This window comes from Mycolicibacterium flavescens, from assembly GCF_001722335.1.
GTDB lineage: Bacteria > Actinomycetota > Actinomycetes > Mycobacteriales > Mycobacteriaceae > Mycobacterium > Mycobacterium flavescens.
Genome location: NZ_MIHA01000014.1, coordinates 26,439 through 52,152, shown reverse-complemented (window position 1 = coordinate 52,152; position 25,714 = coordinate 26,439). Strand labels below are relative to the sequence as shown.

Sequence of the window (25,714 nt, the reverse complement as noted above, 5' to 3'; positions counted from 1 at the left end):
GCGACCGCACAACAGAGGGAGCAGAAATGATCGGCACCATCCTGAGCGCGCTCGTCGTCGGGTTGATCGTCGGCGCGCTGGCTCGGCTCATCATGCCGGGCAAACAGAACATCGGCTTGATCATGACGATCGTGCTGGGCGCGCTCGGTTCGTTCATCGGTAGCTGGCTTACCTACCAGGTCGGCTACTCGAATTCCAACGGCGGCTGGGAAGTGATCCCGTTCCTGGTCGGGATCATCGTCGCAATCGTGCTGATCGCGATCTACGTCGGCATCACCGGTAAGCGCACCGGGACGCCGCGCGGCACCGCGGTCCGGTAGCTAGCGGCCGGGTGGGGCCAGTCGGTACACCGCGTCGGCGTAGTCGTCGCTGACGTAGACCGCGCCGTCGGGACCGACGGTCGCGGCGACCGGACGGCCCCACCGGGATCCGTCGTCGGCCTGGAACCCGCTGACCAGCGTCTGCTGGTCGGCGAGTTCGCCGTTGCGCCAGGGGAAGAACGCGACCTCGGGGGCGAGCGGCGGTTCACGGTTCCACGAACCGTGCACGCCGATGAGGGCACCGCTGGCGTACGGCCCGGGTAGCACGCCGTCGGTGAAGGTCATCCCGAGCGGCGCAGCGTGCGCGGGAAGGCTCTGCTCGATCGGCGGGAGCGCCGCGCAGTCGAGACGGTCACCGTCGGGGTTGGTCTGCACGTCGCGGATCAGCGGCAGATCGGCGGGTCCGCCGTCGGGATTGCAGAAGGGCCAACCCAATTCGCGACCGGGCGTCAGCCTGGCCACCGACTCGGGAGGATGGCCGCTGACGTATTCGGTGGTGACCTCTCCGGTCGCGGGGTCGGCAACGTTGTCGCGGTTGTTGACTGCGGTCCACAGTGCGCCGTCCGGAGCGACGGCCAGGCCGGTGCCGTTACGCACGCCGGTCGCGAACGGTTCCGCCGGCCCGCCGTCGGGCGGTATGCGCATGATCGAGGCGCGCGGCGGGTCGGCGTCGCGGTCCTCGGCCGAGATGTTGCCGGTCGAGCCGATCGAGAAGTAGACGCTGCCGTCGGGTCCGACGGCCACCGACTTGAGCGCGTGGGCGTAGGCGCCCTTGAGGTCGGGGCTCTTCGCGTCCGGCAGGCCGTCGGCGAGGGTGCGTCGCTGGGTCACAGCGCCGTTCACGTAGACGTACGCGTCGACCTGGTCGCTCTCTGCGACGTAGAGCGTGTCACCGACGAAGGTCAACCCGTGCGGTTGGTCGAGGCCCTCGAGCAGGGTGGTCTGGCGCGGCGGCGACGTGCCGGGTTCGAGGCGGAGGACCGTGCCCGTGCTGGGCTGGCTGACCAGCAGTGCGCCGTCGGGTGCCCACGCCATCAGCCTGGCGCGGGGAATGCGGGCCCACACCGACATCGACCAGCCGGCCGGGATCAGCGCCTTGCGTGGCTCGTCGAACGGGGCCTGCGCGAGAGCGGGGTCGACGGCGACCGTCGCGGTTGTCAGGTCTTCGGTGCTCGCTGGTGTACTCGGAGGTGGGGTGGGTGACGGTTGCTGCGGGGCCGGGCTCGTCGCGCAGGCGGCCAACACTGTCGTCGCGAGCAGGCACCCGGCAATTGCGTTACGCCGCAGCAAGACTCGCATGCATCTCCCAGACCAGGATCTCGGCTGACTCGGTCGCGGTGACGCGCTGCCCGCCCGATGCGGTGAACCGCACGGCGTCGCCCTGGTGCAGCACGCCGGCACCCTCGAGCGTGACCTCGCCGCGGGGAACGAACAGGTGCAGATACGGCGCGTCGGGCAACGCGACGCTGTCACCGGCCTGCAGTCGGGCGCCGTGCAGCGCGGCGTACTTGTTGCGGATGGCGATCGCGGCTTGGTCGCGGTGCTCGGGCATGCCCGACGCGATGGTCACCAGGCCGCCGCGCAGCAGCTCGTCGTCGATTTCGAGTTGCTGATAGCCAGGATCGATTCCCGACTCGTCGGGCACCACCCACATCTGCACGAAATGCACCGGCTCGGAATGGGATTGCTCACCGGTCAGCGTCCAGGAGTCGTTCTTCTCCGAGTGCAAGATGCCGCGACCGGCCGACATTCGTTGCGCCAGACCGGGATAGATGACTCCGGAGTGTCCGGTGGAGTCCTGATGCACCAGCGAACCGCGCAGCACCCACGTCACGATTTCCATGTCGCGGTGCGGATGGGTGTCGAAGCCTTGCCCGGGTGTCACGATGTCGTCGTTGTTGACCAGCAGCAGACCGTGGTGGGTGTTCTCGGGTTCGTAGTGGCTGCCGAACGAGAACGAATGCTTGGAGTCCAGCCAGTCGATAGTGGTCTTCGCGCGCTCGTCGGCGCGGCGGATGTCGATGGTGGGGGCGGTCATGGCGTACCTCTCGCTCTGAGGGCCCAGCCTAAGGGCGGCTACTGGACGCGACAACATAGATGATGTGTCATGTATTCCGTGTGGTTGACGGCGCAGCAGCAGCAGGTGTGGCGGAAGTATCTGGCGGCGACGAGCCTGCTGCAGACCGCGATGCACCGACAACTTCAGCAGGACTGCGAGCTGTCGCTGGCAGACTACGACGTGCTGGTCGCGCTGTCCGAACGCGGCGAGCAGCGGGTCAACGAGCTGGCCGACACGCTCGGGTGGGAGCAGAGCCGGCTGTCGCACCAGATCCGCCGGATGCGCGGCCGCGGCCTGGTGCAGCGTCGGGACAGCGGCGACGACCGCCGCGGAGCGAGTGTCTCGCTGACCGACGGCGGCCGCACCACCTTGGAGAAGGCGGCGGCGGGGCACGTCGAGTTGGTGCGGACGACGGTGTTCGAGGGTCTGTCGCCGACGCAGTTGGAGGCGTTCGGAGAGGTGCTGGACGCGATGCTCGGACGGTTGGCCGGCTGACTTTTGGCCGAGTGGCCAGTTATCGCGCGGGTTTCGCGGGATCGCGCTGCATAAGTGGCCACTCGGCGTCCTAGCCCTGTGGATAACTGTTGGCTCGTCGGGCGGAGTTGTCGGTGCCGGCGGCGACGGTCGATCCATGAGAAGCGACCAGCCGTTTCTGGGGACTGAGGCGTTGACGAGCAGGCTGTTCGGGCCACGCACACTGCTGAGTCGAAACGACCGCATCTACCGCGACGTCTACCTGTCGAAGGACGCGGAGCTGACTGCGAGCAGCAGGGCGGTCGCGGCATGGCTGTGGTCGGGACGGCAGGCGACGATGGGCGGTCTGTCCGCGGCGGCGTTGTACGAGACCGAGTGGATCGACAAGCACCTGCCCGCCGAGATGTTCCGCCGCAACGGCAAGCCGACTCGCGGGATTCTGATCCACCGCGATGAGTTGTTGGACCACGAAGTGACGTCGGCGCGGGGCATCAAGCTGACGACGCCGGCACGCACGGCGTTCGACCTGGGTCGGTGGGGACCTTACGTCGAAGCGGTCACGCGGCTGGATGCCCTCGGACGCGCCACCGGCCTGGCCCCGGCGGCTGTGGGGAACGTGATCGAGGACCACCCGGGGGTTCGAGGGTTGGTGCAGTTGCGCCGCGCGTTGGCGGTGATGGACACCGGTGCGGAGTCGCCGCAGGAGACGCGAACGCGGCTGGTGCTGATCGAGGGCGGGTTGCCGAGACCGCAGACGCAGATCTGCGTGGACATCTGGCGGATCGACATGGGTTACGAGGAGTTCAAGGTCGGCGTCGAGTACGACGGCGCCCAGCATTGGACGGACCCGTTCATCCGGGCCAAGGACATCGAGCGGCAAGCACAGTTGCAGGCACGCGGCTGGCTGATCATCCGGGTCAGTGCTGAGATGCTGCGGTTCAGGCCGCATGTGATCCTGATGCGGGTGTGCCAGGCGCTGCATCAGGCCGGCGCCGAGTGGCCAGTTGTCGCGCAAATTCTGGAGGATCTTGCTGCGTAAGTGGCCACTGGCGGGGGGTTGGGCAAGCCCAATTCTCGCGAGTGGCCAGTTGTCGCGCGGGTTTTGCGGGTTGACGCTGCTTAAGTGGCCACTGGAAGAGTGTCGGGTAGGCCCCACTTCTCGAAGCTCGTCATGTGGAACGCCACCACATGGTTGATCCCGTCACTGCCAATGGCCAGCACGTGCAACTGCAGCGGCTCGAATACACCCGTCTCCCTGTTGAGCAGGTACACCGCCGCAGCGGTTTGACCATTGGCGGTGGTCCGCAGGAACCGCATGTCCCCAGGGCCCTGCGCCGGGCAGTGCGTCTTCGACAACAGCACGATGTCCTGCGGGCCCTGGTACCAACCATCGAACGGCGGCATCTCCCAGACCGCGTCCGCGGTGAACAACTCGACCAGCTGCTCGATGTTGTAGCTCTCGAACGCATCGATGTAGCGCGTCAGCAGATCCTGCGCTTCCGCGGAGTCCGGCAGTTGCAGCCCGTCGTCCTGGCTGGGCCCGACCTCGTCGAGCTGCGCGCGGGCCCGCTGGAGCAAGCTGTTGACCGCCGCGGTGGACGAGCCGATGGCATCCGCGACCTCAGCCGCCTTCCACTGCAGCACCTCCCGCAACACCAGCACCGCGCGCTGGCGCGGTGAGAGATGTTGCAGCGCCGCGACGAACGCCAACCGCACCGACTCCCGCGAGCCCACGATGTTCGACGGGTCCGTCGAATCGTCCGGCAGCGGCTCCAGCCACGGCACCTCACCGCGCGCGACGATGTCATCGGTCGGGTCCGAACTCGGCGCCCCCAACCCCGTCGGCAGCGGCCGGCGCTGGCGGCTGTCCAGCGCCGTCAGGCAGGTGTTGGTGGCGATCCGGTACAACCACGTCCGCACCGACGATTTGCCCTGAAAGTTGTTGTACGACTTCCACGCACGCAGATAGGTTTCCTGGACCAGATCCTCAGCGTCATGCAGTGAACCCGTCATCCGGTAGCAGTGCGCCAGCAGTTCCCTGCGGTACTGCTGAGCATCGGCGAGAAAGGCGTCTGCAGCGCTGCCGTCATCGACCTCGCGGGTCAGGACCGTCATGGCGGCGAGCATAATCACTGCCTCCGACAAGCGGAACGCAACCGACAGGCTGGTGTAGGTGCCTGCCCGCTAGTCTCGCTGGGTGGCCACTACCCGCAGCGAACGCAACTTCGACGGTGTCGGCGGTGTGCGCATCGTCTATGACGTCTGGACTCCTGAGGGAGATCCGCGCGGTGTGGTCGTGCTGTGCCACGGATACGCCGAGCATGCCCGCCGCTACGACCATGTCGCGCAGCGCTTCGGCGCCGCCGGGCTGATCACCTACGCGCTGGATCTGCGCGGCCACGGGCGCTCCGGCGGCAAACGCGTCTACCTACGCGACATCACCGAATACACCGCAGATTTTCACCACCTCGTGGGCATCGCCGCCGCCGAGCATCCGGATCTGCCGCGCATCGTCGTCGGCCACAGCATGGGTGGCGGCGTGGTGTTCACCTACGGCGTCGAGCACCCCGACGACTACGCCGCGATGGTGCTGTCCGGACCGGCGGTCTACGCCCAGGAGGCGGTGTCACCGGTGATGATCGCTGTCGCCAAGATCCTCGGCAGCATCGCACCCGGGCTTCCGGTCGAACAACTGCCGACCGAGGCGGTCTCGCGCGACCCGGAAGTCGTGTCCGCCTACCTGGCCGACCCGATGGTGCACCACGGCAAGCTGCCCGCCGGAATCGCCAAGGCGCTGATCAGGGTCGGTCAGACGATGCCGCAGCGCGCCGCCGCCCTGACCGCGCCACTGCTGGTCGTACACGGTGAACAGGACAAGCTGATCCCGGTGACCGGCAGCCGTCGGCTTCTCGAATGCGTCGGTTCCACCGACGTGCACCTGAAGGTCTATCCCGAGCTGTACCACGAGGTGTTCAACGAGCCCGAACGCGATCTCGTGCTCGACGACGTCACCGCGTGGATCGAGGCGAAGCTGTGAAACCAGCCAAAACAATTGCGGTCCTGTTGATTTCGGCTCTCATACCCCTGACCGCCTGTGCGCGGGACGAGCAGGCCCAGTGGGTCGACGAAGACGTCACCTTCACCGCCGACGGGCTGACCCTGCACGGCAGCTACCGCCACTCGTCCGCCGAGACGCCCGGCCCGGCGGCCCTGCTGATCTCCGAGAGCGGCGCCACCGACCGCAACGGCGACAACCAGGTCGCCGGACCCGTCGGCAACATGCGTCAACTCGCCGAACTGCTCTCCGACCGCGACGTGGCCAGCCTGCGCTACGACAAGATCGGCACCGGCAAGACCGGCCTCGGCCCGTACGCACAGCGGCCCACCGAGGTGGTGAGCGCGGTCTACACCACCGGCGCGAAGGCCGCGGCCCGATTCCTGGCTGACCAGGCGCGCACCGACGACGCGCGCATCTCGGTCTACGCATTGGGCGAGGGCACCGTCCACGCCCTGCAGTTGGCCGGCGACACCGCCGCGGGCGCGCCGAAGATCCACTCGCTGGGCCTGTTTCAGCCGCTGCCGGGCCGCTACCTCGACATCATCACCAACCGCGTGCGGGCCAGCGCCAGCCCGGAGGCGCTGTCCACCTGGCTGACCGCGGTCGAACAGGTGCGCACCGACGGCACGGTGCCGCCGAACCTGCCCGAGGGTCTGGGCGCGGTGCTCAACCCTGGCAATGTCAACGCCGTGATCGAGGCCGACAAGATCGACCCCGTGGCGCTGGCAGCCGACGTGCCCGCGGGCACCCCGGTGCTGCTGACGTGTTCGGACTCCGACAACCAGGCCGGCTGCGACGCGATCAGACCCCTCGCCGACGCGCTGGGCCACACCGAGCTGACCCTGGTCGAACTCGAGGGCGTCAACCACGTCCTGCGCGACGACCCCACCGACAACGTCGCCAACTACGCCTCCCAGGCCCCGCTTTCTCCACAGGTGGTCGAAGCACTGGACGGATTTGTCACGGAGTAGCCCTAGTGTGGATTCGCATGAGGGCAACGGAGTGGACCGGGTATGAGTGACGACAAGATGCTGGCGCGCATCGCGGCGCTGCTGCGCCAGGCCGAGGGCACCGACAATCCGCACGAGGCGGACGCCTTCATGGCGGCAGCGCAGCGGCTGGCCACCGCGACGTCCATCGATCTCGCTGTGGCCCGGTCACATTCGGAGCAGCGCACCAAATCGCAGATGCCCGTTCAGCGCACCATCACGATCGGTAACGCCGGCACCAGGGGACTGCGCACCTATGTCCAGCTGTTCACCGTGATCGCGCTCGCCAACGACGTCAAATGCGACGTGGCGTCGAACTCGACCTTCGTCTACGCCTACGGCTTCGCCGAGGACATCGACGCCAGCCACGCGCTGTACGCCAGCCTGGTGATGCAGATGGTGCGGGCCTCCGAGGCGTACATCGCCTCGGGTGCCCACCGCCCCACCCCGACGATCACGGCGCGGATCAACTTCCAGCTGGCGTTCGGTGCCCGCATCGGCCAGCGGCTCGCCCAGGCCCGCGAAGAGGCCCGGCAGGCAGCCACCGCAGGCGCCGACTCGCAGCCCGGTACGGCAATCGCGTTGCGCGACAAGGATCTCGAGCTGCGTGACTTCTACCGGCAGACGTCCGAGGCCAGGGGTACCTGGCGGGCCACCAGCGCGACGGCGGGCTACTCCTCCGCCGCGCGGCGCGCGGGTGATCGCGCGGGACGGCAAGCCAAGCTCGGCCCCAGCACCGAACTGGCGGGCGCCCGGTCGGCACTGACAGGTCGGCGCCGCCGCACCACGTGAGCCGACGAGACACGCAGCGGGCCAAGGTCTACGCGGCCGAGGAGTTCGTGCGTGTCCTGTTCGACCGCGCCGCCGAGCGCGGTTCGCGCGCCGTCGAGTTCTTCGGCACCTCGCTGACCCTGCCGCCCGAGGCGCGGTTCGCCTCGATCGACTCGGTGCAACGCTATGTCGACGACGTGCTCGCGCTGCCCGCGGTGCGGCAGCGGTGGCCGGGGGCCGGCCCCCTGCACATCCGGGCTCGACGCGGGGCGACGGCCGCGCACTACGAGCTCAGCGACGGAGGCGCGGTCGTCGCGGTTCCCGAAGCCCACAGCCGGTGGGCGCTACGCGAACTGGTGATCCTGCACGAGATCGCGCACCACCTCAGCGCGGTGCCGCCCCCGCACGGGCCGCACTTCGTCGCCACCTTCTGCGAGCTGGCCGAGACCGTGATGGGGCCGGAGGTGGCCCACGTGTTGAGGGTGGTGTACGCGAAAGAAGGGGTGCGTTAACCGCTTTCGCGAGGAAGGTCGGTGATCTGGGCGACGACGGCGTCGATGCGCTCGCGGTCGGCCTCGATGGAGGCGCTCGCCGCGGCGAGCGCGTTCTGCAGTGCCTCGTTGAGTCGCTGCTGGACCGTCTCGACCCCGAGCCGCAGCAGGCCGTCCTCGATGAACGCCCCGATGAGGTGGTGGTGACCGTTCAGCGTCACCTCGACGGTCTCGGATTCATCTGTGGCGGTGAATGTCTGGGTGTTCATCCGGTGCAGCTGATCGTCCATGACCGACTGCAGCCGCTGGGCCTGCCGCAACACGGCGGCCACCTCGGGATGCATGTCCTCGCTCATCTGGTGTCACCGCCCTCGCCGCTGTCACCCTTGCCGGCCTCTCGGCGACGGCGGTTACCGATGACCGCCTCCGTCCACGGCCGGTCTTCGACGTAGAGATCCTCATCGGGCGCCAACCGCGCGTCGCGCTTCTTCTCCTTGCCCTGCTGCGCGCCCGCACCGTGACCCATCGGCGCCATGCCGCCGCCCATACCGCCCATCGCGCCGCCGCCACCGCCCTGTGCGGGAGCCGCGGACGCGGCGGCCGGCACCGTCGGCGCGGGTGCCACCGTCTCGGCCGTCACCGGAGCCGACATCGGGGTGGCCGGCATCCCGCCACCGCCGGCGCCCCCGCCGGCCCCGCCGCCGGCGCCGCCACCCGCACCCGAGGCCGCCGCCGGACGCAGCGACGGGTCGGTCGGCAACTTCGGGGTGGCCGGTCCGCCGGGCACCCCGGACGGTGCGCCGCCACCGGAGCCGCTGCCGCCGGACGGGGAACCACCACCGCCGCCGGACGGCGCGCCACCACCCGCGGGCGCCCCACCAGCGGCCTTCGCAGGCGCGCCCGCGGACGGCCCACCGAGGGACTGCGCCATCTTCTCGGCCATCGCCTTCGGGTCACCGGTCGGCTGCCCGCCGTCGCTGCCGCCCCCGCCCCCGGCGGTGGTGGGGCTGTCCGCACCGCGGGCCTTGGGCAACTCGGGACGCACCGGGGAGAACGTCGCGGAATTCGCGTACTGCTCACGCACCTCGTCGGATTCGCGCTGCAGCACCTCCATCCGCTTGCGGATCATCTCCATCGCCAGCTGCACCGCGGCGGCGTTCTCGGCGGTGATCTCCGCGGCGGCCTTCTTGAGGAGCTCATCGAGTTTCTGGTACTCGGCGTGGATCTCGGTGTGCCGTGACTTCGCGGAGGTGTGGGCCTCAAGGATCTTGGCCGCCGCCTCGGCCAGGTCTTCCCACGCTTCCGACAGCTGGCGCAGATGCCCGGCGAACTCGGTCATCCGGGAGAACGCGGCGTCGGCGGCCTCGCCCTCCCAGTCGCCCGGCGGCGGGCTGGGCGTCTTGTCGGCCGCCCGCTTCGAGGCCAGCGCCCACTGCAGCATGGCCGTCTTCAGCGAAGCGCCGTCGTCAGGGGAGGTGAGATCGGCCTGCGTCTTGTAGACGTCGCTGTAGCCGCCCGCGTCCAAGGCCTGCGGGGAACCGACGGGCGTCGGTGTCGGGGCCGGCGGGGTGGACGGGGCGGGAAGCGTGATCGCTTCGACCGCGGCCCTGCGCTCCGGGTTGTCCATCGCCTGCCCGTACTGCTCGTCGACCCTGCGGTACCCCTGCGCGGCGATCGTCAGCATCTCGGCGATCCGCTTGTTCTCCGCCTCGGCCCAATTCTGGAACGCCAGCAGCGATTCGGCGTTCGCGTTGAGGTTGGCCGCCGCGGCGCTGGACGACGGCAGCGCGTCCGGCGGCTGGACGGCCTCGGCAGCGGGGTTGTGCCACGGTTGGCCGTCGTCCATCTCTTTCGCTTGCCGTTCAAGCGATTCGGGCACCACTCGCTGCTCACCAGAAATGACTACACCCCCGTCCTCTCAGCCTTCGAGCGCCATCTGATAGCGGCTTTCCTCGCGCGGATTGATCAGCCGGATCGGCAACTGCCGATGGCGCGGCGTGTCGATGAAGTTGTGCCGCAGCACAACCCGCCCGACACCCGGGTGCGGTCCCAGATACGTCGTCGCGGTCGGCCACGCCACCTTGGCCACCTGCCCGATCCGTGCATTGACGTATCCCGCGAACTCGGAGAACTGCGGCAGCAGCGTGATGACGGCGCCCGCGGCCGCCGACCGCACGATGAACTGGGTGAACAGCCGGGCATCGCCGAGGTTGATGCTGACGTCGACGTCGTCGAACGGCAGGTACACCGGGTAGCGGTCCGCGGTCTCCCCGACGAGTACGCCCGCCGACCCGATCGGCAGTTCGTAGTGCCGGTCGTTGACCGGGCTGATGCCGTGCAGCGCCGCCCGCTGCCCTCCGAACAGACACGAAAACCCGCGCGGTGTCGTCGGATTCGCCAAAGTGGTCAACAACACCGTCGAGGTGGGCGCGGTCCCGGGCCGCACCCGGACCCGGGTGATCGTGTGGTCCGCCCGCGCCGACCACCACACGTCCGGCCCGCCGGGCGCACTGTAGGCGGCGGTGAACGTGCTGCGCCCCTTGATCGCCGACCACGTCTCGCGTTCGAAGCTGATCTCGGTGGCGCGGTCGAGATCGTCGAAACTGCGCAGCGGGCGTGCATCGATTCCGTTGCTGGCCAGTTGATCTGCGATCCGTGTCGCGGAGGCCACCAGGTAGCGCGCCAACCCGGCGACACCGGCCTCGCGGCGCAGCGACGACCGGCGGGTGCTCTCGGGTTCGGCGCGCAGCACGATCCAGGTGCGGCGGTTGGCCGGCGCCGGATACGGCCCGATCACCTGCTCGTAGAGCGAAATCAGGGTGGCCGGAGCGGTTTTGCCGACGCGGTAGCCGGCCGACACGACGTCGGCCTCCAGATCGGGGCAGTGCGCGGCGATCAGCTGTTCGACGAGTCGGGTGTCGACGACGTCGTCGGTGAACGCCTCACCGTTGACGATGACCGTCGGGGTGAACGGCCGCGGGACCAGTTCGATGCCGGCCACCAGATGGTCGTCGTGCCAGCGCACCGCGACGTGGTCGCCCGGCATCACGGTGGCTCCGACCGCCGGCTCGGACGGCCGGTCGGGCACGTTGCGGTGCCGTCGCCGCCAGGCGAACACCGCGGCCACCCACCCGGTGATCCGACGGCCGCGCACGGTCACCACCGACCCCAGCGCGATCAGCACCGCCAGCGTGATGCCCAGCCACAGCAGGTCGAGGCGACCGAACAGCAGAATCACGGCCGGGATCAGCACCGCCGCCCAGATCGCGTGCCCGGTCGTGAACCTCAGGCCGAACCACCCCGCCACGTCGGTCATCGGCGCCCCTGGGGACGTCGGGTCAGGGCGCGTCGGGTCAGGGCGCCCAGGCCCAGCACCACCGCCAGCACCGAACCGGCGATCACCACGGCGGTGATCGGCCCGCGGTCCGGCGGCGGGATGTGCACGGGCGGCGGGATCTCCTTGACCTTGTAGGGCGCGCGCTCGGGGCCGGCGGGCACATCCCACGTCAGCGCTGCCACCGGGTCGACGACGCCGGCGCCGACGTAGTTGTCGACGCCGCCGCCGGGATGCCGTGCGGTGGCGGTGATCCGGTTGATCACCTGCGCGGGGGTCAGTGTCGGGAACCGCTGCTTGACCAGCGCGGCCAACCCGGACACGTACGCCGCGGCGAACGACGTGCCGCTGATCGGGATCAGTCCGTCCTGGCCCTGCAGGGCGTTGACCGGGTTGCCGTCGTAGCCGAGGGCCACCAGGTTCTCGGCGGGCGCCGCCGCGTCGACCCACGGACCCGCCATCGAGAACGTGCTGGGCTGGCCGTTCTGGGCGATGCCGCCGACGGTCAGCACCAGCGGCGAGTACCAGGCCGGGCTGACGATTGTCTGCACCTCGCGCCAGCCGCGCGGATCCGACGGCACCGCCGGGTCCGGCGGCGGGTTCTGCGTGCAGTCCTGGCCGGTGTTTCCCGCGGCGATGATGATCACCGAGCCTTTGACGTGCACCGCGTAGTTGATCGCGGCGCCCAGACCGGTCTCGTCGATCGGGCGGGTCACCTTGTAGCAGGCGGCCTCGCTGATGTTGATGACCTGCGCGCCGAGGTTGGCGGCGTGCACGACGGCGCGCGCCAGGCTGCGCAGCGATCCCGCGGTCACCGTGGTGTTCGGGTCGTTGGGGTCCGGGCGCGACCCGACCGGCTGGAACGCCGAGGACGTCTGGCGCAGCGAAAGGATGCGCGCGGCCGGTGCGACCCCGACGAAACCGTCGGTCGGGGAGGGCCGGCCCGCGATGATCGACGCGGTCAGCGTGCCGTGGGCGTCGCAGTCGGACATGCCGTTGCCGGCCTGGTCGACGAAGTCGCCGCCCGGTTCGGCCGGGACCCGCGGCGAGCCGTTGACCCCGGTGTCGATCACCGCGACGGTGATCCCGGCGCCGTTGGCGAACTTCTGCGCCTCGCTGATCCGCAGATAGTCATTGGCCCACGGACGGTCGGCGAAGTTCGAGTTCGGGAACACGTGCGGTGACGAGCACGCACGGCGCAGCTCCATCGGCTGGTCGGGCCCGGTCTCGTCGGGCGGAACGGCGCCCGGGTCGATGGTCGGGGGCTCGATCGCCACGGCGGGCGGGGCCGACACCAAGGCCAGCAGGACCGCCGCCAACAGCACACCGATACGCCGCACGCGTCACGCACCCCCCGGCGCGCGAGTGTGCTGGACGATACACAGCAAACTCTTAGGTACGCGGTTGGGGCGGCAAAGTCTCACGTCAAGCCGATCGGCCGAATGCACGCAGCCAATCTTAAGCGGCTCTCGGGGGCAGCAGTTCCGCATTCTTCGGCACCCGCGCCTTCCCCCATCCGCGAAACCCGGGATCGGTGCAGCTGAAGCCCCATGGAGTGGGGTGCCGGGCAGCCGCCGGATCGCGTGCCGACCGCGAGACCGGGCTGAGCCCAGGTGTCCCGGGCTTCTCGGTGGACCGGCAGCTCGGCGGCGGATCACGGGTCGTCGCGCTGCGACCGCCGACGGCGCGTACAGCGACGACGGGCCGCGCCGGCCGGGCCGCCCCGCGGGCAGCAGGACGTCAGCGCGGAGCAACTCGAAAGGTGCTTGCTGGGCGTGCGGGCGAGGGTGGTGTCCCGCCGCGCTGATTAGGGTCGACGGTATGGCCCGCACCTACGCGACCGCCGAGACCGTCGACCTGGCCGGACTCCTCGAGTTCGTCCGCCCCCGGCACCGCATGGTGCTGACCACCTTCCGCGCCGACGGGTCGCTGCAGAGTTCACCGGTGTCCGGCGGTGTCGACGGCGCAGGCCGCATCGTGATCGCGAGTTATCCGCAGCGCGCCAAATCGGCCAACGTGCGGCGCGCCGGCCGGGCCAGCGTCGTCGTGCTCTCCGACGAGTTCAACGGCCCGTACGTCCAGGTCGACGGCGACGCCGAGGTCATCGGCCTGCCCGACGCGGTCGAACCGCTCGTGGACTACTACCGGGCGATCGCCGGCGAGCACCCCGACTGGGCGGAATACCGCCAGGCGATGACCGATCAGGGCAAGTGCCTGATCCGGGTCAGTCCGCGGCGCTGGGGTCCGGTCGCCACCGGCGGATTCCCGCCGCCTCAAGATCAGGCGCGATGACCGGGCCGGGACGAGGCGGCGACGACGACTGTGTGATAGTCAGAGCAGCACGGCCGCGTTGCGTCCGATAGCACGTCAAACTATAGTCTGGACACATGTCCAGAAGGTTCGGAGTTTCTGCGTGACACCGTTTGTCCAGCTCAGCGGCCCTGGATATCTGCACACCGTCGTGAGCTGAACATGCGCATCGCCTTGTTGTCGTATCGAAGCAAGACCCACTGCGGCGGGCAGGGGGTCTACGTCCGCTACCTCAGCCGCGGACTCGTCGAGCTGGGCCACGACGTCGAGGTGTTCTCCGGCCAGCCCTACCCCGACGGCCTCGACCCGCGCGTGCGGCTGACGAAGGTGCCGAGCCTGGACCTGTACCGGGAACCGGACCCCTTCCGCATCCCGTGGCCGAATGAGATCAAGACCTCCATCGACGCCCTCGAACTGCTGACCACCTGGACCGCGGGCTTCCCCGAGCCGCGCACCTTCAGCCTGCGCGCCGCCCGCCTGCTGGCCGAACGCCGCGACGAGTTCGACGTCGTGCACGACAACCAGTGCCTGGGCACTGGGCTGCGCCGCATCGCCGCGCTCGGACTGCCCCTGGTCGCCACCGTGCACCACCCGATCACCCGCGACAAGGTGGTCGACGTCGCCGCCGCACCCTGGTGGCGCAAGCCGCTGGTGCGCCGCTGGTACGGCTTCGCCGAGATGCAGAAGCAGGTCGCCTGCGAGATCCCCGAACTGCTCACGGTCTCCTCGACATCGGCGGCCGACATCTCCGAGGACTTCGGCGTCGCGCCGAGCCAACTGCACGTGGTGCCGCTGGGCGTCGACACCGCGGCCTTCAAACCGGCCGCCGAACGCGTGCGCAACCGCATCATCGCGATCGCCAGCGCCGACGTCCCGCTCAAGGGCGTCAGCCACCTGCTGCACGCGGTCGCCCGGTTGCGTGTCGAGCGGGACCTGGAACTGCAGCTCGTCGCCAAGCTCGAACCCAACGGGCCGACCGAGAAGCTGATCGCCGAACTGGGCATCTCCGACATCGTGCACAGCTCCAGCGGGCTGACCGACCAGGAACTGGCCGATCTGCTGGCCTCCGCCGAAGTCGCCTGTATCCCTTCGCTTTACGAGGGCTTTTCGCTTCCGGCGGTGGAGGCGATGGCCAGCGGCACCCCGATCGTCGCGAGCCGCGCGGGCGCACTGCCCGAGGTCGTCGGCCCCGACGGCGAGTGCGCGCGCTTGGTCCGGCCCGCCGACGTCGACGAATTGACCTCGGTGCTCGGCGAACTGCTCGACTCCCCACGCGAACTGGCCCGGCTCGGCGCGAACGGGCGTAAGCGCGCGCTCGAGGTGTTCAGTTGGGAATCGGTTGCCGCGCAGACGGTTGCGGTCTACGAGCGGGCTCGTCAGCGGGTGGGCGCATGCTGACCGTCGACTTCGACCGGCTCGGTGTCGGCGCGGGCACCAAGGTGATCGATGTGGGCTGCGGCGCGGGCCGGCACAGCTTCGAGGCCTACCGCCGCGGCGCCGACGTGATCGCCTTCGACCAGAACGCCTCGGACCTCAACGACGTCGACGAGATCCTGACCGCCATGCGCGCCGAGGGCGAAGCCCCGCTGTCGGCCAGGGCCGAGACCGTCAAGGGTGACGCGCTCGCGCTGCCGTACGACGACGGGACGTTCGACTGCGTCATCGCCTCGGAGATCCTCGAGCACGTGCCGCAGGACGACGAGGCGATCGCCGAACTGGTGCGGATACTCAAACCCGGTGGGGCGCTGGCGATCACCGTGCCGCGCTGGCTGCCGGAGAAGATCTGCTGGGTGCTGTCCGACGAGTACCACGCCAACGAGGGCGGCCACGTCCGGATCTACCACGCCGACCGACTGCGCGACAAAGTCCTCGCACACGGTCTGCGGCTGACGCACGTCGACCACGCGCACGCCCTGCACTCGCCGTACTGGTGGCTCAAATGCGCGGTCGGCACCGAGAACCCCGACCACGTCGCGGTCAAGGCCTATCACCGGATGCTGGTGTGGGACATGATGAGTCGGCCGTGGTTGACGCGGACGGCCGAGTCACTGCTGAACCCGTTGATCGGCAAGAGCGTCGCGCTGTATTTCGAGAAGCCGGTGGCCGACGGTGCTGACCTCTGAGATCCCCGGCGTCCCGGGCGTACTGACGCCTGCGCAGTGTCGGCAGACCGCGCAGTCCATCGCGGCGACCCAGGAGTCCACCGGCGCGCTCCCGTGGTTCGACGGCGGGCACACCGACCCGTGGGACCACGTCGAGAACGCGATGGCGCTCACCGCGGCCGGCCTGCTCGAACCGGCCCGCGCGGCCTTCGAGTGGTCACGCAGGACCCAGCGTCCCGACGGGTCATGGCCCATCCAGTTTCGCAACGGCGTGATCGAGGACGCCAACAGCGACAGCAACTTCTGCGCGTACATCGCCACCGGCGTCTGGCACCACGTGCTGGTGACCGGTGACCGGCGCTTCGCCGAGACGATGTGGCCGGTGGTCACCAAGGCCGTCGACTTCGTGCTGGACATGCAGCTCAGCGGGGGCGAAATCGCGTGGGCACGCAGCGCTTCCGGGCTCGAACCCGAGGCGCTGATGACCGGCTGTGCGAGCATCTACCACAGCATCCGCTGCGCGCTGGCGCTGGCCGACTACTTCGACGACCCCCAACCCGAGTGGGAGGTCGCGGTCGGTCGGCTCGGACACGCGATCGCGCACCACCCCGAGGCGTTCACGGTCAAGGACCGGTGGTCGATGGAGTGGTACTACCCCGTCCTGGGCGGTGCGATACGCGGCGCGGCGGCCAGGGCTCGCATCGACGAGCGGTGGGACGACTTCGTCGTACCCGGTCTGGGCATCCGCTGCGTGGATGACCGGCCCTGGGTGACCGGTGCCGAAACCTGTGAACTGGTCCTGGCTTTGGACGCGGTCGGCGACTCGGTGCGGGCCCGCGAACAGTTCACTGCCATGCACCACCTGCGTGAGGACGACGGGTCGTACTGGACCGGCCTGGTGTTCGCCGACGGCAAGCGGTGGCCCGAGGAACGCACGACGTGGACCGGCGCCGCGATGATCCTGGCCGCCGACGCACTGTCGCGCACGACGCCGGCGAGCGGCATCTTCCGCGGCGTCGACCTGCCGCGCGGTCTCGAAGGTTCCTACGACTGCGAGTGCGCCACCAGCGACCGGTAGCGCTACAGCGCCTCCCCGGCCGTCCCGGCGGTCCGTTCCAGCACCCGCATCGACCCGGTTGCCGACACTTCGCGGAAATCTCCTGTCCGCAAAGCTCTTTGGTAGATGTGGAACGGCGCCTGTCCGCCTTCGTCGGGGTTGGGGAACACGTCGTGGATGATCAGCGCGCCGCCGACCTGCACCCATTTGGCCCAGCCGTCGAAGTCGCGCTGTGCGGCCTCCTCGGTGTGCCCGCCGTCGATGAACAGCAGTCGCAGCGGAGTGCGCCACCCGCGCGCCACCACCGGTGACCGGCCGACGACCATGACGACGTGGTCATCGAAGCCCGCGGCGTCCAGCGTGCGCCGCGCGGTGGGCAGCGTGTCGAACAACCCGGTGACCGCGTCGACCATCGACTCGTCGTGGTACTCCCAGCCGGGCTGGTGCTCCTCCGAGCCGTGGTGGTGGTCGACGGTGTAGATCACCCCGCCGGTCTGCTGAGCGGCCGCGCCGAGCAGCACGGTCGATTTGCCGCAGTACGTGCCGATTTCGACGCCGACGCCGTCGGCGAGGTAGGCCACGGCGGCGTCGAACAGGGCGCGGCCCTCGTCGGCGGGCATGAAACCGGTGACCTTCTCGGCCAGGGCGAAGAGTTCCTCAGTGGTGCGCATCGACGTCCAACTTACTGATCGGCCCGCAGCGGATCGTTGCTGGTGCCCGGTTGGTGTAGTAGCGTCCGGACATGTGTCCGAAACGGCCTTGGAGTCGACTCGGCGCCGATTGACCGCCAAGCAGGCCGACACCGTCGACCGCCTCGGTCGTGCAGCTGTCGACCTCCTGCACCAGGAGGGTTTCGCCGGCCTGACCGTGCGCCGGGTGGCCGCGCAGGCCGGTGTGGGTGCGGCTACCGCCTACACGTACTTCTCCAGCAAGGAACACCTGATCGCCGAGGTGTTCTGGCGTCGGCTGGCCGGATCTCCGCCGGCCGAACACACCTCCGGTGACCCCGCCGCGCGCGTGATCGAGGTGCTCCAACACATCGCGGCCCTGGTAGCCGACGAACCGGAGTTCGCGGGCGCCGTCACGACCGCGCTGCTCGGCCGCGACCCCGACGTCGAGGTGCTGCGGCAGCGCATCGGCGCCGACATCCGGGACCGGCTGGCCGCCGCGCTCGGGCCCGGCACCGACGCCGACGTCATCGACACGCTCGAGATGCTGTACTCCGGTGCGCTGGTGCGTGCCGGGATGGGGTACGCGTCGTACAGCGACATCGCCGAACGGCTGGAGAAATCGGCCCGGTTGATCCTGGGCTGACTCAGCGTCCGCCGAGGACTGCCTCGGATGCGGTGATCGCCGGTTCGATGATGCCCCGCAGATCATGACCGTCCTCGACGAGCAGCGCGGTCAGTTCGCGCAGTCCGCCCAGGATGATCAGGGCCAGCGGGCGAGAGACCGGCGCCAGGCCGGCGCGCCGGAAGCCGGGGTTGGCGGTCAGCTCAACCAGCATGTCGGTCAGGTGCTCCATCGCGGTGCGGTGCAGCGGGTGGGCCACCGCGCCGAGCGCGGGTGCCTCGCGGATCCAGGTCAGCGTGATCGCCTGGCGCGCGGAGATGTAGTCGACGTAGGCGGTGACGGCCTGGCGGACCTGTGCGCGCCAGTCGGTTTCGGGGTCGACGGCCGCGACGATGCTGGCGATCAGGTTGTCGTTGTTGCGGCGCAGCAGTTCGATCAGGCATTCCTCTTTGCTTGCGAACTGCTCGTAGAACGTGCGCTTGGAGGTGCGGGCGTCGCGCACGATGTCGGCGACGGTGGTGTCGCGGTAGCCGCGTTCGTTGATCGAGGAGGCCAGCCCGTCGAGGAGGCGGTCCCGGAACGGGTGGTCGGCGGCGGCGCGCGCACCGTTGTCCAGTGCTGTGCTCATTGCGCCTCCCGATAGACCCTTGCGGCCGCTGGTACCAACCGGTACCGTACTACACGAACCTGCGGTACATCGTAGTACCAGAGCCTGGGAGCGTCATGAGCGAATCCGTCACCGCCGAATCGCCCATCGAGGAAATCGCGCCGCCGCGCGCGGTGCGGCTGCCGCCCCGCCCGCCGATACCGAAACCACTTCTGGCGCTGGCATTCTCGATCTCACGCCGCCGGACGGTCGCCCTGTTCGCGCGCCGATACGGGTCGGCGTTCACGCTGAACCTGCCGGTCTTCGGTCCCACCGTCGTGCTCGGCGAACCGCAACTGGCCAAGCAACTGTTCATGGCCAACACCGACGACGTCGGCAACATCCAGCCGAACCTGTCGCGGGTACTGGGCCCCGGGTCGGTGTTCGCGCTCGATGGAACCGAGCACCGGCGTCGTCGCCGCCTGCTCACCCCGCCCTTCCACGGCCGCAGCATCAAGAACTACGAGAAGATCTTCGAAGAGGAGACGCTGCGCGAGGTCGCGGACTGGCCGCAGGGTCAGGCGTTCGCCACCCTCGAACCGATGATGAGGATCACGCTCAACGCGATCCTGCGCGCGGTGTTCGGCGCCGACGGTGAACAGCTCGACGAGCTGCGCCGCATCATCCCGCCTTGGGTGACGCTGGGGTCGCGGGTCGCCTCGCTGCCGGCGCCGTCGCGCACCTACGGCCGGTTCAGCCCGTGGGGCAGGCTGGCCGAGTACCGCAAGCGCTACGACGCCGTCATCGACAGGCTGATCGACCGGGTGGCCGCAGATCCGAATCTCGATGCCCGCGACGACGTGCTGGCGCTGCTGTTACGCAGCACCTACGAAGACGGATCGGCCATGTCGCGCAACGACATCGGTGACGAGCTGCTGACTCTGCTTGCCGCCGGCCACGAGACCACCGCCTCGACGCTGGCGTGGGCGTTCGAGCGCATCACCCGGCACCCCGAGGTGCTGAAGCGGCTCGTCGAGGAGGCCGCGACCGACGACGGCGACTACCGGCAGGCCGTGCTCGCCGAGGTCCAGCGCGCCCGCACGGTCATCGACTTCGCCGGCCGGCACGTCTACGCACCGACCGTGGAGCTCGGCGAATGGGTTGTCCCGCGAGGCTATTCGATACTGGCCAGCATCTCGCTGATGCACGACCGGGCCGACGACTTCGCCGACCCGGACCGCTTCGACCCGCAGCGCCACCTCGGGACCAGGCCGTCGACCTTCGCGTTCATCCCGTTCGGCGGCGGCACCCGGCGCTGCGTCGGCGCGGTGTTCGCCAACGTCGAGATGGACGTGGTGTTACGAACAGTGTTGCGTCACTTCGAGATCGAAACCACCAGTGCACCCGGTGAAAAGGTGCACTCCCGCGGGGTGGCCTACACCCCGAAGGACGGCGGTCGCATTGTCGTGCACCGCCGCGGTACCCCGCTGACAGAGGAGGGCCGATGACCAACGCAGCCGTCACGACACCGGAGACCGTCACGCCGGGCGGGCCGCCGCCCGCCGTGCCGCTGCCCCGACCGGTGCAGATGGTGCTGATGGCGGGCTTCCGCCGCTGGTACCTGCGCAACGCGATCAAGCGCTACGGGTCGGTGTTCGCGATCAACGTGCCGTTCTTCGGGCGCAGCGTCGTCGTCGCCGACCCGGCGTTGGCGCGGCAGGTGTTTTTGGCCAGCACCGACGACCTGATCAACGTGCAGCCCAACCTCAGCCGAATCTTCGGGCCCGGTTCGGTGTTCGCGCTCGACGGCTCGGAACACCGCAAGCGCCGCAAGCTGCTGGCGCCGCCGTTCCACGGGCAGAGCATCAAGAACTACGAGAAGGTGATCGAGGAGGAGACGCTGCGCGAGACGGCGTCGTGGCCCGAGCACACCGAGTTCGCCACGCTCGAACCGATGAACCGGGTCACGCTCAACGTCATCCTGCGCACCGTGTTCGGCGCGGACGGAGCCGAACTCGACTACCTGCGCGAGATCATCCCGCCCTGGGCCAAGCTCGGATCGCGGATGGCCACCCTGCCCGAACCGTCGTTCTCGACCGGCCGCTACAGCCCGTGGGGCCGGCTGCAGTCGTTCCGCCGCAACTTCGACCGCACGGTGTTCACGCTGATCGACCAGGCCGAGGCCGACCCGCGGTTCGAGGAGCGCACCGACATCCTGTCGCTGCTGCTGCGCAGCACCTACGAAGACGGCACGCCGATGTCGCGCCAGGACGTCTCCGACGAGCTGCTGACCCTGCTGGGCGCGGGTCATGAGACCACCGCGTCGACGCTGGCCTGGGTGTTCGAGCGGTTGCGACGCCACCCCGAGGTGCTGGCGCGGCTGGTCGGGGAGAACGACCGCGGCGAGACCAACGAGTACCGGCAGGCGTTTCTGCAGGAGGTGCAGCGCCACCGGACGGTCATCGACTTCTCCGGCCGCCACGTGCTGGCGCCGCACTTCGATCTGGGCCCGTGGCGGATCCCGCACGGCTACACGGTGATGATCGCGATCGCCAACGTGCACGCCAACGCCGACGTCTTCCCCGACCCGCAGCGCTTCGACCCCGAGCGGTTCCTCGGCACCCGCACGCCCACCGCGTGGATTCCGTTCGGCGGCGGCACCCGCCGCTGCATCGGCGCAGCGTTCGCCAACGTCGAGATGGACGTCGTCCTACGAACCGTGCTGGCGCACTTCACGATTGAGACCGACAACGCACCCGACGAGAAGGTCCACTTCCGCGGCATCGCGTTCACCCCGAAAGCCGGCGGCAAGATCACGGTGCGACGCCGGGTTTGACCGCGAACAGACGCAAACTGCCGCGAAAACTCGCGAAAGTAGGGCAGTTCGCGTCTGCTCGGCAGTGTCTGGGCCGGGGTGTCAGGCCTGGGCGTTCTCGCGCCGCGGCAGCTTCCAGCCCGGGCGCGGGAAGTGACACGTGTACCCGTTCGGGTAGCGCTCCAGGTAGTCCTGGTGCTCGGGTTCGGCCTCCCAGAACTCGACGGCCGGGCTCACCGCGGTGACGACCTTGCCGGGCCACAGCCCCGAGGCGTCGACGTCGGCGATGGTGTCCAGCGCGACGCGCTGCTGGTCCTCGTCGAGATAGAAGATCTCCGAGCGGTAGCTGGTGCCGACGTCGTTACCCTGACGGTTCTTCGTCGTCGGATCGTGGATCTGGAAGAAGAACTCCAGCAGCGCGCGGTAATCGGTCTGCGCGGGGTCGTAGACGATCTCGATCGCCTCCGCGTGCCCCGGATGGTTGCGATAGGTGGGGTGGTCGTTCTCGCCGCCGGTATAGCCGACGCGGGTGGACACCACACCTGGCTGCTTACGGATCAGATCCTGCATACCCCAGAAACAACCGCCCGCCAGGATCGCCTTCTTGTGCTCGCTCATGCCTGCGCCTCCTCCGTCTCGAAAAGCTTCCGGTACTCCCCGTATCCCTCGGCGTCGAGATCGTCGAGGTGGATGAACCTCAGCGAAGCCGAGTTGATGCAGTAGCGCAACCCTCCCCGGTCGCGGGGCCCGTCGGTGAACACGTGCCCGAGGTGGCTGTCGCCGTGCGCCGAGCGCACCTCGGTGCGGATCATCAGGTGCGAGAAGTCGCGCTTCTCGACGACGTTCGCTGCTTCGATCGGCTTGGTGAAGCTCGGCCAACCCGACCCGCTCTCGAACTTGTCGGTCGACGCGAACAGCGGTTCACCCGACACCACGTCGACGTAGATGCCCGGCTCGTGGTTGTCCCAGTACTCGCCGGTGAACGGCCGCTCGGTGCCGTTTTTCTGCGTGACGTAATACTGCTCCGGCGACAACGCGTTCACCGCGGCCGGATTCCTGTTGTATTGCTTTGCCATAGTGCCTGTATAACTGCCGAACCGACCGCGGTGTTCCAGCCGCCGATTACGGTTGTGTGATGCGCACACTGCTCGCTCTGACCGCCGCTGTGCTGGCCGTGTCGACCGCACCCGCCGCGTCGGCGGAGACCGCGGTGCTGCCCGAGCGGCCCGGCGGCGCCGGGGTGGTGTTCACCGACAACCCCGCGATCGTCGACCCGCTCCCGATGCGCGCGGAGTCGTTCAGCCGCGTCGCCGACGACCGGGCGGTCGCGGTGCACTTCACCACCGGGACGCCGCAGTGCTACGGCGTGCACGCCACCGTCGCCGAAACCCCCGAGACCGTCACCGTCGACCTGCGCAGCGGCACCCTGCCCGAAGCCGTCGGGCAGGCCTGCATCCTGATCGCCGTCGCAGGCACCGTCGACGTCCCGCTGCAGAACCCGCTCGGCGCGCGACAGGTGCTGACGGCGTTCTGACCCTCGACAAACCTTGGTAGAACGTGTTCTAGTTCTGGATGTGACGAGCAGCACCTTCAGCCGGGACGAACTCGCCGCCGCCTTCGCGACCTTCGAGGCGACCGTCGACCGCGCCGCCCAGACCCGCGACTGGGATCCATGGGTTGACCAGTACACCCCCGACGTCACCTACGTCGAGCACGCCGCAGGCACGATGCGCGGCCGCGAGGAGGTACGGCCGTGGATCTGGCGGACGATGGAGTCGTTCCCCGGCAGCTACATGACGTCGTTCCCGTCGCTGTGGACGGTGATCGACGAGGCCACCGGCCGGATCATCTGTGAACTCGACAACCCCATGCGCGACCCCGGCGACGGCAGCGTCATCAGCGCCACCAACATCTCGATCCTGACTTACGCAGGCGACGGCCTGTGGCGCCGCCAGGAAGACGTCTACAACCCGCTGCGCTTCGTCAAGGCGACGCTCAAGTGGTGCCGCAAGGCCGCCGAACTCGGCACGCTGCCCGCCGAGGCCGACACGTGGATGAAGCAGTACGGAGGCGGCGAGTGACCAAGCTGGTCATCGGGGCCAACGGGTTCCTCGGTTCACATGTGACACGGTTGCTCGTGGGTGACGGCCATCAGGTGCGCGCGATGGTGCGACCCACCGCGAAGACCACCGGCATCGACGACCTGGACGTCGAGCGTGTGCACGGCGACATCTGGGACGACGACGCGCTGCGCGCCGCGATGGACGGTGTCGACGACGTGTACTACTGCGTCGTCGACACCCGCGGCTGGCTCCGGGACCCGGCTCCGCTGTTCCGCACCAACGTCGACGGCACCCGAAACGTGCTCGAAATCGCCTGTGAGGCAGGACTTCACCGGTTCGTGTACACCAGCAGCTACGTCACCGTGGGACGTCGGCGCGGGCACGTGGCCACCGAGGACGACGTGATCGGCGACGAGAAGAAGCTGACGCCGTATGTGCGCTCGCGGGTGCAGGCCGAGAAGCTGGTGATGCAGTACGCGCGCGAGCGTGGACTGCCCGCGGTCGCCATGTGCGTGTCGACCACATACGGCAGCGGAGACTGGGGCCGCACCCCGCACGGCGCGATCATCGCCGGCGCGGCATTCGGCAAGCTGCCGTTCGTGATGAGTGGGATCGAACTCGAGGCCGTCGGCGTCGACGACGCTGCCCGCGCAATGGTTCTCGCCGCCGAACAGGGCCGCGTCGGCGAGCGCTACCTGATCTCGGAGAAGATGATCAGCAACGCCGAGGTGGTGCGGATCGCCGCCGAGGCCGCCGGAATGCCGGTGCCGCGCAGGTCGATTCCGCTGCCGCTGTCCTACGCGATGGCCACACTCGGCACGGTCAAGGCGAAGCTGACCGGCACCGACCAGCAGATGTCGCTGGGCTCGCTGCGGCTGATGCGCGCCGAGGCGCCCGTCGACCACAGTAAGGCAGTTCGCGAACTCGGTTGGCAGCCGCGCCCGGTGGAGGAATCGATCCGCGACGCGGCGCGGTTCTGGGCCGGTCTGCGCGACGCGCGGCGCCGCAGCAAGGCCGGCTGATGCGGCCATCCGGACACTAGGCCGCTGCGGCGCGGGGCGCGTCGGGCTCCGGGGTTCGCCGAGCGTCGGGTTTGTGGTGGGTTTTGGGCGAATTCGCGCCAATTTTCCGACGCTCGGTGCGGGGTCGCGTGGTCTGGTTGTCGGCGACGGTGCGCATGGTCCCGCGGCGTCGGGTTTCGGGGTTCGCCGAGCGTCGGGTTTTTGGTGGGTTTTGGGCGAATTCGCGCCAAACTTCCGACGCTCGGTGCGGGGTGCGACGCGGATGCGCCGCCCGGGCAGCCAGGCCGGCTACGAAACCCGTAGTTCGGCGATCACCTCGGCGTACAACCGCGCCTTGATCGTCCCGAACACCGCGCCCGCCTTGGCCGCCAACGCCTCAGCGCGCGCCACCGCGGTGTCGAGCAGCTCCGCCTCACCCGCCGCCGCAGCCGCGATACCGGCCGCGCAGGCGTCGGTGCCTCCGTAGCGGCGCGCGGTCGTCATCGCCTCGTGTGCGGTCGCGATCGGCAGCCGCGCCCGGATCAGCGCGTTCATCCCCGACGTGAACGGGATGCCGAGGTCGACCTCGGGCAGACAGAAGTAGCCGCGGTCCGCGCGCATCACGATCTGATCGTGGGCCAGCGCAAGCATGGCGCCCGCGGCGAAAGCGTGGCCCTGCACCGCGGCCACGATCGGCGCCGGAAACGCCAGCACCCGCGCGAACAGCGCGTGCACCTCCGCCAGGTTCGCCTCCGCCGCGTCGGGATGAGCCGCCATGAAGTCGAGGTCGAGTCCATTGGAGTAGAACTTGCCGACGCCCGTCGTCACCACCGCCCTGGGCCCGTCGGCGGCCTCCACCTCGTCGAGCGCGGCGTTAATCGCGCGCAGTCGGTCGGGGTGGAAGCGGTTCTCGTCGTCGCCGAGCGTCAGCACGAACACCGCGCCGCGCTTGTCCAACCCCGCCGCTTGCGTCATCAGCCGATTACACCAC

The 25,714-nt window shown here is 69.2% G+C and carries 29 protein-coding genes; 17 read left to right on the top strand and 12 right to left on the bottom strand.

Going from position 1 to position 25,714, the window contains the following annotated elements:
* Positions 1-26 precede the first annotated feature (26 nt).
* A complete protein-coding gene (locus tag BHQ18_RS18660; protein ID WP_069415142.1) occupies positions 27-320 on the top strand; it encodes a GlsB/YeaQ/YmgE family stress response membrane protein in 294 nt (97 codons plus the stop codon).
* On the opposite strand, the gene BHQ18_RS18655 is transcribed toward BHQ18_RS18660, so the two are convergent.
* Positions 321-1,619, bottom strand: coding sequence for a PQQ-dependent sugar dehydrogenase (locus BHQ18_RS18655; protein ID WP_069415141.1), 1,299 nt, complete (start codon positions 1,617-1,619; stop codon positions 321-323).
* Positions 1,597-2,358: a pirin family protein gene (locus tag BHQ18_RS18650; RefSeq protein WP_069415140.1), complete on the bottom strand. Its 762-nt coding sequence runs from the start codon at positions 2,356-2,358 to the stop codon at positions 1,597-1,599. The genes BHQ18_RS18655 and BHQ18_RS18650 overlap by 23 nt, the downstream gene beginning before the upstream one ends.
* Positions 2,359-2,427: 69 nt before the next feature.
* Here BHQ18_RS18650 and BHQ18_RS18645 point away from each other — a divergent pair, with 69 nt between their 5' ends.
* Both BHQ18_RS18645 and BHQ18_RS18640 read left to right on the top strand, forming a co-directional pair.
* On the top strand, positions 2,428-2,874 hold the full coding sequence (locus tag BHQ18_RS18645; protein ID WP_069415139.1) for a MarR family winged helix-turn-helix transcriptional regulator: 447 nt from the start codon (positions 2,428-2,430) through the stop codon (positions 2,872-2,874).
* A 136-nt stretch (positions 2,875-3,010) separates the two neighbouring features.
* Complete coding sequence (locus BHQ18_RS18640) at positions 3,011-3,892, top strand: DUF559 domain-containing protein (protein WP_069415138.1); 882 nt, start codon at positions 3,011-3,013, stop codon at positions 3,890-3,892.
* An 80-nt stretch (positions 3,893-3,972) separates the two neighbouring features.
* On the opposite strand, the gene BHQ18_RS18635 is transcribed toward BHQ18_RS18640, so the two are convergent.
* Positions 3,973-4,968, bottom strand: coding sequence for a sigma-70 family RNA polymerase sigma factor (locus BHQ18_RS18635; RefSeq protein ID WP_205866139.1), 996 nt, complete (start codon positions 4,966-4,968; stop codon positions 3,973-3,975).
* Positions 4,969-5,050: 82 nt separating this feature from the next.
* Here BHQ18_RS18635 and BHQ18_RS18630 point away from each other — a divergent pair, with 82 nt between their 5' ends.
* Genes BHQ18_RS18630 through BHQ18_RS18615 form a run of 4 tightly spaced genes read left to right on the top strand, consistent with a single transcriptional unit; the run spans position 5,051 to position 8,183 of the window.
* A complete protein-coding gene (locus BHQ18_RS18630; RefSeq protein WP_069415136.1) occupies positions 5,051-5,890 on the top strand; it encodes an alpha/beta hydrolase in 840 nt (279 codons plus the stop codon).
* Positions 5,891-5,916: 26 nt separating this feature from the next.
* Positions 5,917-6,882 carry an alpha/beta hydrolase gene (locus tag BHQ18_RS18625; protein ID WP_234794231.1) on the top strand — a complete coding sequence of 322 codons (966 nt, stop codon included), beginning with the start codon at positions 5,917-5,919 and terminating at the stop codon, positions 6,880-6,882.
* A 42-nt stretch (positions 6,883-6,924) separates the two neighbouring features.
* Positions 6,925-7,692: a DUF2786 domain-containing protein gene (locus tag BHQ18_RS18620; RefSeq protein ID WP_069415135.1), complete on the top strand. Its 768-nt coding sequence runs from the start codon at positions 6,925-6,927 to the stop codon at positions 7,690-7,692.
* The gene (locus BHQ18_RS18615; protein ID WP_069415134.1) at positions 7,689-8,183 is read left to right on the top strand and encodes a TIGR04338 family metallohydrolase; all 495 of its coding nucleotides are present in this window, start codon (positions 7,689-7,691) and stop codon (positions 8,181-8,183) included. Before BHQ18_RS18620 ends, BHQ18_RS18615 begins: the two co-directional genes overlap by 4 nt.
* Here the strand turns inward: BHQ18_RS18615 and BHQ18_RS18610 are convergent.
* The 4 genes from BHQ18_RS18610 to mycP are packed head-to-tail and all read right to left on the bottom strand — an operon-like array spanning position 8,180 to position 12,836.
* Positions 8,180-8,518: a YbaB/EbfC family nucleoid-associated protein gene (locus BHQ18_RS18610; protein WP_069415133.1), complete on the bottom strand. Its 339-nt coding sequence runs from the start codon at positions 8,516-8,518 to the stop codon at positions 8,180-8,182. The two genes, BHQ18_RS18615 and BHQ18_RS18610, sit on opposite strands and share 4 nt — an antisense overlap.
* Entirely contained in the window at positions 8,515-10,041 is a 1,527-nt protein-coding gene (locus tag BHQ18_RS18605; protein WP_234794230.1) for a PPE domain-containing protein, read from the bottom strand. The genes BHQ18_RS18610 and BHQ18_RS18605 overlap by 4 nt, the downstream gene beginning before the upstream one ends.
* Before the next feature lie 39 nt (positions 10,042-10,080).
* Positions 10,081-11,478 carry a type VII secretion protein EccE gene (gene eccE / locus BHQ18_RS18600; RefSeq protein WP_069415131.1) on the bottom strand — a complete coding sequence of 466 codons (1,398 nt, stop codon included), beginning with the start codon at positions 11,476-11,478 and terminating at the stop codon, positions 10,081-10,083.
* Positions 11,475-12,836: a type VII secretion-associated serine protease mycosin gene (gene mycP, locus BHQ18_RS18595; protein ID WP_069415130.1), complete on the bottom strand. Its 1,362-nt coding sequence runs from the start codon at positions 12,834-12,836 to the stop codon at positions 11,475-11,477. The genes eccE and mycP overlap by 4 nt, the downstream gene beginning before the upstream one ends.
* A 481-nt stretch (positions 12,837-13,317) precedes the next feature.
* Here mycP and BHQ18_RS18590 point away from each other — a divergent pair, with 481 nt between their 5' ends.
* The 4 genes from BHQ18_RS18590 to BHQ18_RS18575 all read left to right on the top strand — a co-directional run bounded on the left by BHQ18_RS18590 (position 13,318) and on the right by BHQ18_RS18575 (position 16,986).
* Positions 13,318-13,788 (top strand): PPOX class F420-dependent oxidoreductase, encoded by a 471-nt coding sequence (locus tag BHQ18_RS18590; protein ID WP_069415129.1) that lies wholly within the window; start codon positions 13,318-13,320, stop codon positions 13,786-13,788.
* A 180-nt stretch (positions 13,789-13,968) separates the two neighbouring features.
* Complete coding sequence (locus tag BHQ18_RS18585; RefSeq protein WP_069415128.1) at positions 13,969-15,204, top strand: MMP alpha-(1->4)-mannosyltransferase; 1,236 nt, start codon at positions 13,969-13,971, stop codon at positions 15,202-15,204.
* Positions 15,198-15,929 carry a class I SAM-dependent methyltransferase gene (locus BHQ18_RS18580; RefSeq protein WP_069415127.1) on the top strand — a complete coding sequence of 244 codons (732 nt, stop codon included), beginning with the start codon at positions 15,198-15,200 and terminating at the stop codon, positions 15,927-15,929. The genes BHQ18_RS18585 and BHQ18_RS18580 overlap by 7 nt, the downstream gene beginning before the upstream one ends.
* On the top strand, positions 15,916-16,986 hold the full coding sequence (locus tag BHQ18_RS18575; RefSeq protein ID WP_069415126.1) for an MMP endo-(1,4)-3-O-methyl-alpha-D-mannosidase: 1,071 nt from the start codon (positions 15,916-15,918) through the stop codon (positions 16,984-16,986). The genes BHQ18_RS18580 and BHQ18_RS18575 overlap by 14 nt, the downstream gene beginning before the upstream one ends.
* Positions 16,987-16,988: 2 nt before the next feature.
* On the opposite strand, the gene BHQ18_RS18570 is transcribed toward BHQ18_RS18575, so the two are convergent.
* Positions 16,989-17,636: a class I SAM-dependent methyltransferase gene (locus BHQ18_RS18570; protein ID WP_069415125.1), complete on the bottom strand. Its 648-nt coding sequence runs from the start codon at positions 17,634-17,636 to the stop codon at positions 16,989-16,991.
* Between the two features lie 73 nt (positions 17,637-17,709).
* On the opposite strand from BHQ18_RS18570, the gene BHQ18_RS18565 reads away from it, so the two are divergent.
* On the top strand, positions 17,710-18,279 hold the full coding sequence (locus tag BHQ18_RS18565) for a TetR/AcrR family transcriptional regulator (RefSeq protein WP_069415124.1): 570 nt from the start codon (positions 17,710-17,712) through the stop codon (positions 18,277-18,279).
* A gap of 1 nt (position 18,280) precedes the next feature.
* On the opposite strand, the gene BHQ18_RS18560 is transcribed toward BHQ18_RS18565, so the two are convergent.
* A complete protein-coding gene (locus tag BHQ18_RS18560; protein WP_069415123.1) occupies positions 18,281-18,886 on the bottom strand; it encodes a TetR/AcrR family transcriptional regulator in 606 nt (201 codons plus the stop codon).
* Positions 18,887-18,981: 95 nt separating this feature from the next.
* On the opposite strand from BHQ18_RS18560, the gene BHQ18_RS18555 reads away from it, so the two are divergent.
* Both BHQ18_RS18555 and BHQ18_RS18550 read left to right on the top strand, forming a co-directional pair.
* Positions 18,982-20,352 (top strand): cytochrome P450, encoded by a 1,371-nt coding sequence (locus BHQ18_RS18555; protein ID WP_069415122.1) that lies wholly within the window; start codon positions 18,982-18,984, stop codon positions 20,350-20,352.
* Positions 20,349-21,680, top strand: a complete 1,332-nt coding sequence (locus BHQ18_RS18550) for a cytochrome P450 (protein WP_069415121.1) — start codon at positions 20,349-20,351, stop codon at positions 21,678-21,680. Before BHQ18_RS18555 ends, BHQ18_RS18550 begins: the two co-directional genes overlap by 4 nt.
* 81 nt (positions 21,681-21,761) lie before the next feature.
* On the opposite strand, the gene msrA is transcribed toward BHQ18_RS18550, so the two are convergent.
* Both msrA and msrB read right to left on the bottom strand, forming a co-directional pair.
* Entirely contained in the window at positions 21,762-22,277 is a 516-nt protein-coding gene (gene msrA, locus BHQ18_RS18545) for a peptide-methionine (S)-S-oxide reductase MsrA (RefSeq protein WP_069415120.1), read from the bottom strand.
* Positions 22,274-22,735 carry a peptide-methionine (R)-S-oxide reductase MsrB gene (gene msrB, locus BHQ18_RS18540; protein ID WP_069415119.1) on the bottom strand — a complete coding sequence of 154 codons (462 nt, stop codon included), beginning with the start codon at positions 22,733-22,735 and terminating at the stop codon, positions 22,274-22,276. The genes msrA and msrB overlap by 4 nt, the downstream gene beginning before the upstream one ends.
* Positions 22,736-22,794: 59 nt before the next feature.
* On the opposite strand from msrB, the gene BHQ18_RS18535 reads away from it, so the two are divergent.
* From BHQ18_RS18535 to BHQ18_RS18525, 3 genes are read left to right on the top strand one after another with little or no spacing between them, the layout of a single operon-like run.
* Positions 22,795-23,193 carry a hypothetical protein gene (locus tag BHQ18_RS18535; RefSeq protein WP_069415118.1) on the top strand — a complete coding sequence of 133 codons (399 nt, stop codon included), beginning with the start codon at positions 22,795-22,797 and terminating at the stop codon, positions 23,191-23,193.
* 40 nt (positions 23,194-23,233) lie between these two features.
* On the top strand, positions 23,234-23,740 hold the full coding sequence (locus BHQ18_RS18530) for a nuclear transport factor 2 family protein (protein WP_069415117.1): 507 nt from the start codon (positions 23,234-23,236) through the stop codon (positions 23,738-23,740).
* Positions 23,737-24,744, top strand: coding sequence for an NAD-dependent epimerase/dehydratase family protein (locus BHQ18_RS18525; RefSeq protein WP_069415116.1), 1,008 nt, complete (start codon positions 23,737-23,739; stop codon positions 24,742-24,744). Before BHQ18_RS18530 ends, BHQ18_RS18525 begins: the two co-directional genes overlap by 4 nt.
* Before the next feature lie 288 nt (positions 24,745-25,032).
* Here BHQ18_RS18525 and BHQ18_RS18520 read toward each other — a convergent pair whose 3' ends face one another.
* A complete protein-coding gene (locus BHQ18_RS18520) occupies positions 25,033-25,698 on the bottom strand; it encodes an enoyl-CoA hydratase-related protein (protein WP_069415115.1) in 666 nt (221 codons plus the stop codon).
* Between the last annotated feature and the right edge of the window lie 16 nt (positions 25,699-25,714).

What these genes read in the sequence shown, in the direction of transcription:
- BHQ18_RS18660 (WP_069415142.1), top strand. Translation starts at nt 27, where the DNA reads ATGATCGGCACCATCCTGAGCGCGCTCGTCGTCGGGTTGATCGTCGGC.
- BHQ18_RS18655 (WP_069415141.1), bottom strand. Translation starts at nt 1,619, where the DNA reads ATGCGAGTCTTGCTGCGGCGTAACGCAATTGCCGGGTGCCTGCTCGCG.
- BHQ18_RS18650 (WP_069415140.1), bottom strand. Translation starts at nt 2,358, where the DNA reads ATGACCGCCCCCACCATCGACATCCGCCGCGCCGACGAGCGCGCGAAG.
- BHQ18_RS18645 (WP_069415139.1), top strand. Translation starts at nt 2,428, where the DNA reads ATGTATTCCGTGTGGTTGACGGCGCAGCAGCAGCAGGTGTGGCGGAAG.
- BHQ18_RS18640 (WP_069415138.1), top strand. Translation starts at nt 3,011, where the DNA reads ATGAGAAGCGACCAGCCGTTTCTGGGGACTGAGGCGTTGACGAGCAGG.
- BHQ18_RS18635 (WP_205866139.1), bottom strand. Translation starts at nt 4,968, where the DNA reads ATGACGGTCCTGACCCGCGAGGTCGATGACGGCAGCGCTGCAGACGCC.
- BHQ18_RS18620 (WP_069415135.1), top strand. Translation starts at nt 6,925, where the DNA reads ATGAGTGACGACAAGATGCTGGCGCGCATCGCGGCGCTGCTGCGCCAG.
- BHQ18_RS18610 (WP_069415133.1), bottom strand. Translation starts at nt 8,518, where the DNA reads ATGAGCGAGGACATGCATCCCGAGGTGGCCGCCGTGTTGCGGCAGGCC.
- eccE (WP_069415131.1), bottom strand. Translation starts at nt 11,478, where the DNA reads ATGACCGACGTGGCGGGGTGGTTCGGCCTGAGGTTCACGACCGGGCAC.
- BHQ18_RS18590 (WP_069415129.1), top strand. Translation starts at nt 13,318, where the DNA reads ATGGCCCGCACCTACGCGACCGCCGAGACCGTCGACCTGGCCGGACTC.
- BHQ18_RS18585 (WP_069415128.1), top strand. Translation starts at nt 13,969, where the DNA reads ATGCGCATCGCCTTGTTGTCGTATCGAAGCAAGACCCACTGCGGCGGG.
- BHQ18_RS18580 (WP_069415127.1), top strand. Translation starts at nt 15,198, where the DNA reads ATGCTGACCGTCGACTTCGACCGGCTCGGTGTCGGCGCGGGCACCAAG.
- BHQ18_RS18570 (WP_069415125.1), bottom strand. Translation starts at nt 17,636, where the DNA reads ATGCGCACCACTGAGGAACTCTTCGCCCTGGCCGAGAAGGTCACCGGT.
- BHQ18_RS18560 (WP_069415123.1), bottom strand. Translation starts at nt 18,886, where the DNA reads ATGAGCACAGCACTGGACAACGGTGCGCGCGCCGCCGCCGACCACCCG.
- BHQ18_RS18555 (WP_069415122.1), top strand. Translation starts at nt 18,982, where the DNA reads ATGAGCGAATCCGTCACCGCCGAATCGCCCATCGAGGAAATCGCGCCG.
- BHQ18_RS18550 (WP_069415121.1), top strand. Translation starts at nt 20,349, where the DNA reads ATGACCAACGCAGCCGTCACGACACCGGAGACCGTCACGCCGGGCGGG.
- msrA (WP_069415120.1), bottom strand. Translation starts at nt 22,277, where the DNA reads ATGAGCGAGCACAAGAAGGCGATCCTGGCGGGCGGTTGTTTCTGGGGT.
- msrB (WP_069415119.1), bottom strand. Translation starts at nt 22,735, where the DNA reads ATGGCAAAGCAATACAACAGGAATCCGGCCGCGGTGAACGCGTTGTCG.
- BHQ18_RS18535 (WP_069415118.1), top strand. Translation starts at nt 22,795, where the DNA reads ATGCGCACACTGCTCGCTCTGACCGCCGCTGTGCTGGCCGTGTCGACC.
- BHQ18_RS18520 (WP_069415115.1), bottom strand. Translation starts at nt 25,698, where the DNA reads ATGACGCAAGCGGCGGGGTTGGACAAGCGCGGCGCGGTGTTCGTGCTG.